Source organism: Acidimicrobiales bacterium (assembly GCA_036273495.1).
Taxonomy (GTDB): Bacteria; Actinomycetota; Acidimicrobiia; order Acidimicrobiales; family JAJPHE01; genus DASSEU01.
On sequence record DASUHN010000041.1, the window covers coordinates 1 to 5,364 of the forward strand.

A 5,364-nucleotide genomic window follows, 5' to 3' on the forward strand; every position below is an offset into this window, starting at 1 on the left:
CGCGGGGCGGCGCTGCATCAGGCGGCGGATCATCGCCGCGGGGAGGCGGCGGCCGCCGGGCTCCGAATCCAGGAGCTCGGCCACGACCCGGGCGAAGCGGCGGGGCTCCCCCAGCATCCAGGCGTGGGTGCCCCGTACGACGCGACCCTCGACCGAGAGGAGCTGGCACATGGCCTCGAAGTTGGCCCGGGGGACGATGCGGTCCCGCTCCGACCACACGACCGAGACCCGCACGCCCCGGCGGCGGAGGTGGGACAGCTCCTGGCCCAGGTCGGCGGTGCGGGCCAGGTTGGCGACGCTGAGGACGGCCCGGGGGTTGCGCACGAAGTTGGGCACGGCGCCGCCGAGCACCCGGGGCAGGGTCACGAAGCCGCTGGGGGTCCACAGGTCACCGGGGAAATGGAGGCCCCAGTCCCACCACGGCCGCTCGGCGATGGCCCGCACCCGGCCGTCGGCCCCGGCCGTCCAGGCCCCCCCGCCGACGGCGTTGACGAGCACGAGGTGGCGGACCCGGCGGTCCAGCAGGCGGGCGGAGCAGGCGGCCACCCCGCCTCCGAACGAGTGGCCGACGAGGCGGACCGGCCCCGACACCCCGGCGGCGGCGAGGAACGACTCCACCCAGGCGGCGTAACCGGGGAAGGTGGTCGAACCCGCCGGCAGCCCGGAGGTGCCCCCGAAGCCGGGCAGATCGGGCGCCAGGACGCGGTGGCCGGACCGGGCCAGCTCGTGGATGGCGCCGGAGTAGGCGCCGGCGGTCAGGCCCCACCCGTGGAGGAAGAGGACGGGGGGAGCGTCGCTGCCGGTGTGGGGGGCGGGGTGGGCGAGTCCGTAACGGGACCTTCGCCCGTCTACTTCGACCGATTCCCAGCGCAGGGTGGCGCTGTCGTGCCCCATGTCCGACCTATCGGCAGTTCGCGCCGCTGCTGCAGGGCGAGGCATCACGCGAACGATAAGTCACCCGGCCGACAGGTCCGGGTAACCCGGAGGTCAGACGGCCTGGCGCCCCAGGAGGACCTTGCGCTCGAGCTCGTTGAGGCCGCCCCAGATCCCGTGGGGCTCCCGGATCCGCAGGGCGTAGTCGAGGCAGTCCCTGCGGACCGAGCAGGTGGCGCAGATCGACTTAGCCCGCCCCTCGCGGTCCGACTTCTCCTCTTTCCGCTCGAAATGCGACGGCGGGAAGAAGACCACGGCCTGAGGACCGCGGCAGGCGGCCTTCAGCTGCCAGGTCTCCTCGATTCGCTGGACGCTCACGGCACCAACCCCCGATCCCCCTCCCGCTGGTGAAGTTACCGGGAGGCACGGCCCCAAACAAGGGTCAAATCTCGGCGCCACCACCCCTGACCTGGGGCTACGTCGCCGCCGCAGCCGGGCGCCGTCCCGGACCCGCCGCGGCGCGGGGCGGTGGGTAGCCTCCCGCTGGAGATGGACCCCGCCGCTTTCTGCCAGGCCGCCCGGGTGCTGATCGTGGCCGGGAAGGGGGGCGTCGGCAAGACCACCGTGACGGCGGCGGTGGCCCGCATGGCCTCACGCCTGGGTCTTTCGACCCTGATCGTGGAGATCGAGGGGAAAAGCGGCCTCGGGGCCACCTTCGGGCACCCCGACCCCCTGACCTACGCCGAGGTGGTCCTGCTGCCGGCCGAGGCGGGGCGGGCCGAGGTGCGGGCCCGGACCCTCACCCCCGACGACGCCCTGGTCGAGTACCTGATCGACCACGGCCTCAAGCGGGTGTCCAAGCGGCTGGTGTCCACCGGGGCCCTCGACGTCGTCGCCACCGCCGTCCCCGGCCTGCGCGACATCCTGGTCCTCGGCAAGGTCAAGTCCCTCGAGCGGGGCTCCGCCGCCGATCTGATCGTGGTCGACGCCCCCGCCGCCGGCCACGCCGTGACCTTCCTGACCAGCGCCCCGGGGCTGCTGGACGCCTTCCGGGTCGGCCCCATCCGCACCCAGGCCGCCGACGTGGTGGCCCTGCTGTCGGACCCCAGGCGGTGTCAGGTCCTGCTCGTGACCCTGCCCGAGGAGACCCCGGTCAACGAGGCCGTGGAGACGGCGTTCAAGATCGAGGACCGGGTCGGGGTCAGCCTCACCCCGGTCGTGGTCAACGGCGTCTACCCCCCCACCGACGGGCTGGCCGAGCCGAGCCCCGAGGAGACCACCGCGGCCGGGATCGGGGCCGAGGACGCCGGGGCCCTCCGGGCCGCCGCCGCCTTCCGGCTGGGGCGCCAGGCCCTCCAGGCCCAGCAGATCGGGCGCCTGGCCGAGGCCCTTCCCCTCCCCCAGCTCCGCCTGCCCTACCTGTTCTCGACCGAGGTGGGCCCGGCCGAGGTCGAGCAGCTGGCCGACGCCCTGGCGGCGCAGATCGCCGCCCTGCCGGAGCCGGCGGTGCGGCCGTGACCCGGGGGGCGACGAGCAGGTGACCGAACCACTTGTCGCGCCCGTGACGGCCCCGGTGACCGGCCTGGTGACCGAACGTGGCACGGTGATCTGCTGCGGCTCGGGCGGGGTCGGCAAGACGACGGTGGCGGCGGCCCTGGCCCTCGAGGCGGCCCGGCGGGGGCGCAAGGCCTGTGTGGTCACCATCGATCCCGCCAAGCGCCTGGCCGACGCCCTCGGCGTCGAGACCCTCTCCAACCGGGCCACCCGGGTGGCCGGGGAGTGGCCGGGCGAGCTGTGGGCGCTGATGCTCGACACCAAGAGCACCTTCGACGACCTGGTGGCCCGCTACGCCGCCGGCCCCACCCAGGCCCAGGGGATCCTCGACAACCGGCTCTACCGCAACCTCTCCCAGGCCCTGTCCGGGACCCAGGAGTACATGGCCATGGAGAAGCTCTACGAGCTGCACGAGGACGGCCGCTACGACCTGGTCGTGGTCGACACCCCCCCGACCCGCAACGCCCTCGACTTCCTGGACGCCCCCCGGCGCCTGACCCGCTTCCTCGACAACCGGATCTTCCGCCTGCTGGTCATGCCCACCCGCGCCTACCTCCGGGCCGTCAGCGTGGCCACCCAGACCTTCCTCCGCACCGTGTCCCGGGTGGTGGGCGCCGAGGTGGTCGAGGACGCCGTGGCCTTCTTCAAGGCGTTCGAGGGCATGGAGCAGGGCTTCCGGGACCGGGCGGCGCGTGTGCAGAGCCTCCTGTCGGAGCCGGGGACGGCGTTCGTCGTCGTCGCCTCCCCGCGCCGCGACACCGTCGAGGAGGCGCTGTTCTTCGTCGACCGGCTGGACGAGTCCGGCTACGAGACCGCCGCCCTGGTCGTCAACCGGCTGCATCCCCGGTTCGGCGCGCCCGGCACGGCGGCCCGGTTGTCGGCGCGGCTGGAGGCGGCGGGTGCGGGCAACGGTGCCGTCGGGGCGGCCGTCGCCAACCTGGGCGAGCTGGAGGCGGTGGCGGACACCGAGGAGGCGAACTTCGCCGATCTGGCCCGCCGGGTGGACCCGGCACCGCTGGCCCGGGTGCCGTTCCTACCGGCCGACGTCCACGACCTGTCGGGGTTGGCCCTGGTGGCCGGGGAGCTGTTCGGGGCCTGAGCTCAGGCGGTGCCGGCGGCGGAGGCGAGCGAGGCGGCCGCCTCCTCCACCGTGTCGGCCACCGTCACCACCCGGTCGAACCCGGTCGTGCGGAGCAGGCGGATGAGGGTGGGCCGGTTGCAGGCGACCGAGACGTCCCCGCCCTGCTCCCGGGTGCGCCGGATCCCCCCGATGAGGGCGCCCAGCCCGGCGGAGTCCATGAACGGCACCTCGGACAGATCGATGACCAGGCGAGGGCGGGTTGACAGCTCGGCCAGGACCTCCCGGAACTGGCTCACCGTGAACGCGTCGAGCTCCCCCGTGGGACGACAGACGACGTAGTCCCGGGAATCCTCGATCTGGATCTCGAGCAATTTGCTCCTCTCGGGTGAGGTGCACCTCGGGAGCAGGATGGTACCCATCGGAGAAGGGGGACTACCTTCCCGGGGGTGCCGCGGATCGTCATCGCCACGGACGGTCACTGGGTCGTCGACGAGGTGGTCGCCGCCCTCCCCGGGCCCGACCACGAGGTGGTCGAGATCCAGCGGGGGCTGGCCGTGCTGCCGTGGCTCCAGGAGAACGACGCCGACCTCGTGGTGCTCGACCTCCAGATCGGGAACATGGGTGGAATGGCGGTGTGCCAGGAGCTGCGCCTCGAGGAGGATTCGGGTCGCCTTGACCGTATTCCCGTGCTCATGCTCCTCGACCGGCGGGCCGACGTCTTCCTGGCCAAGCGGGTCGACGCCGAGGGCTGGTTGGTCAAGCCGATGGATCCCATACGGATCCGGCGGGCGGTGACGGCCCTGCTCGGAGGGGGGACCTACTACGACTCCTCGTACGCGCCGAATCCGATCCTGACCACCGCGGCCGAATAGTCCGTGCTCCGCCGGTGGCGGAAGGACCGGGCCGGGGACCTGGAGGCCCACGCTCCCAGCGAGGAGGAGCGCGAGATCCTGGCCAGCCTCACCGCGCTCCGCGACCGCACCGCCCGGGAGGTCATGACTCCGCGCGTCGACGTGGTCGCTCTCGAGGCCCCGGTCTCGGTGGGCGACGTGGTTCGTGCCGTCCGGGAGTCGGGCCACTCCCGCTTCCCCGTCTACGACGACGACCTCGACCACCTGGTCGGGATCCTGTTCGTGAAGGACCTGTTCCGGTCCGGGTGGTGGGACGAGCAGGCGGACCCCGGCGCCGTGATCGTGGGCGGCGACGGGGACGGGCCGCCGCTGCTGGCCGATTCCCCGATCCGCAAGCTGCGCCGGCCCTTCCTGGTGCCCGAGGGCCGTCAGGTGCTCGACGCCCTCTCGGAGATGCGGAAGAGGAGGAACGCCTTCGCCGTGGTCGTCGACGAGTACGGAGGCGTGGAGGGGGTGCTCACCATCAAGGACCTGGTGAGCGAGCTGGTGGGCGAGCTCCCCGACGAGTTCGACCGGGACGAGGAGGCGCCGATCGTGCGCGTCGACGCCGACCGCTGGCTGGTGGCCGGGGACTGCCCGGTCGACGACGTCAACGAGGAGCTGCCCATCGGGCTCCCCGAGGGGGAGTACGTGACCGTCGGGGGCTTCCTGTTCGACCGCTTCGGCCATATCCCCGAGGAGGGCGAGACCCTCGGCTACGAGGGCTGGGAGCTGCGGGTGGCCGAGATGGACCGCCGGCGGGTCGGCAAGGTCATCGTGAAGGCCCCATCGGATAGGCTCGGGGAGGCCGGGGAAGCTCCGGCCGACGGGAAGTAGCGCAGCTTGGTTAGCGCGCAGCGTTCGGGACGCTGAGGTCGCGGGTTCGAATCCCGCCTTCCCGACCATTGCACCGTCGTCCGGACCATACATCGCAGTTCAGTCGCCATCTTTTGATTGCGGCGTGAT

Annotated in this window: 7 protein-coding genes and 1 tRNA gene; 5 read left to right on the plus strand and 3 right to left on the minus strand. The window is 72.9% G+C overall.

What is annotated here, in order from left to right; genetic code table 11:
* Together VFW24_01660 and VFW24_01665 are read right to left on the minus strand one after the other, a co-directional pair.
* On the minus strand, window positions 1-894 hold an 894-nt coding region (locus tag VFW24_01660; GenBank protein HEX5265455.1), incomplete at its 3' end, for an alpha/beta hydrolase.
* Window positions 895-987: 93 nt separating this feature from the next.
* Window positions 988-1,251 (minus strand): WhiB family transcriptional regulator, encoded by a 264-nt coding sequence (locus VFW24_01665; GenBank protein ID HEX5265456.1) that lies wholly within the window; start codon window positions 1,249-1,251, stop codon window positions 988-990.
* A 171-nt stretch (window positions 1,252-1,422) separates the two neighbouring features.
* On the opposite strand from VFW24_01665, the gene VFW24_01670 reads away from it, so the two are divergent.
* Both VFW24_01670 and VFW24_01675 read left to right on the plus strand, forming a co-directional pair.
* Window positions 1,423-2,391: an ArsA-related P-loop ATPase gene (locus VFW24_01670; GenBank protein ID HEX5265457.1), complete on the plus strand. Its 969-nt coding sequence runs from the start codon at window positions 1,423-1,425 to the stop codon at window positions 2,389-2,391.
* A gap of 43 nt (window positions 2,392-2,434) precedes the next feature.
* Entirely contained in the window at window positions 2,435-3,526 is a 1,092-nt protein-coding gene (locus VFW24_01675; protein ID HEX5265458.1) for an ArsA-related P-loop ATPase, read from the plus strand.
* Between the two features lie 2 nt (window positions 3,527-3,528).
* Here VFW24_01675 and VFW24_01680 read toward each other — a convergent pair whose 3' ends face one another.
* Window positions 3,529-3,879, minus strand: a complete 351-nt coding sequence (locus tag VFW24_01680; protein HEX5265459.1) for an STAS domain-containing protein — start codon at window positions 3,877-3,879, stop codon at window positions 3,529-3,531.
* A 75-nt stretch (window positions 3,880-3,954) separates the two neighbouring features.
* On the opposite strand from VFW24_01680, the gene VFW24_01685 reads away from it, so the two are divergent.
* The 3 genes from VFW24_01685 to VFW24_01695 all read left to right on the plus strand — a co-directional run bounded on the left by VFW24_01685 (window position 3,955) and on the right by VFW24_01695 (window position 5,303).
* Entirely contained in the window at window positions 3,955-4,380 is a 426-nt protein-coding gene (locus tag VFW24_01685) for a response regulator (GenBank protein ID HEX5265460.1), read from the plus strand.
* Window positions 4,381-4,383: 3 nt separating this feature from the next.
* Window positions 4,384-5,235, plus strand: a complete 852-nt coding sequence (locus VFW24_01690; protein HEX5265461.1) for a hemolysin family protein — start codon at window positions 4,384-4,386, stop codon at window positions 5,233-5,235.
* A tRNA-Pro gene (locus VFW24_01695) sits at window positions 5,226-5,303 on the plus strand. The genes VFW24_01690 and VFW24_01695 overlap by 10 nt, the downstream gene beginning before the upstream one ends.
* The last annotated feature ends 61 nt before the right edge of the window (window positions 5,304-5,364 follow it).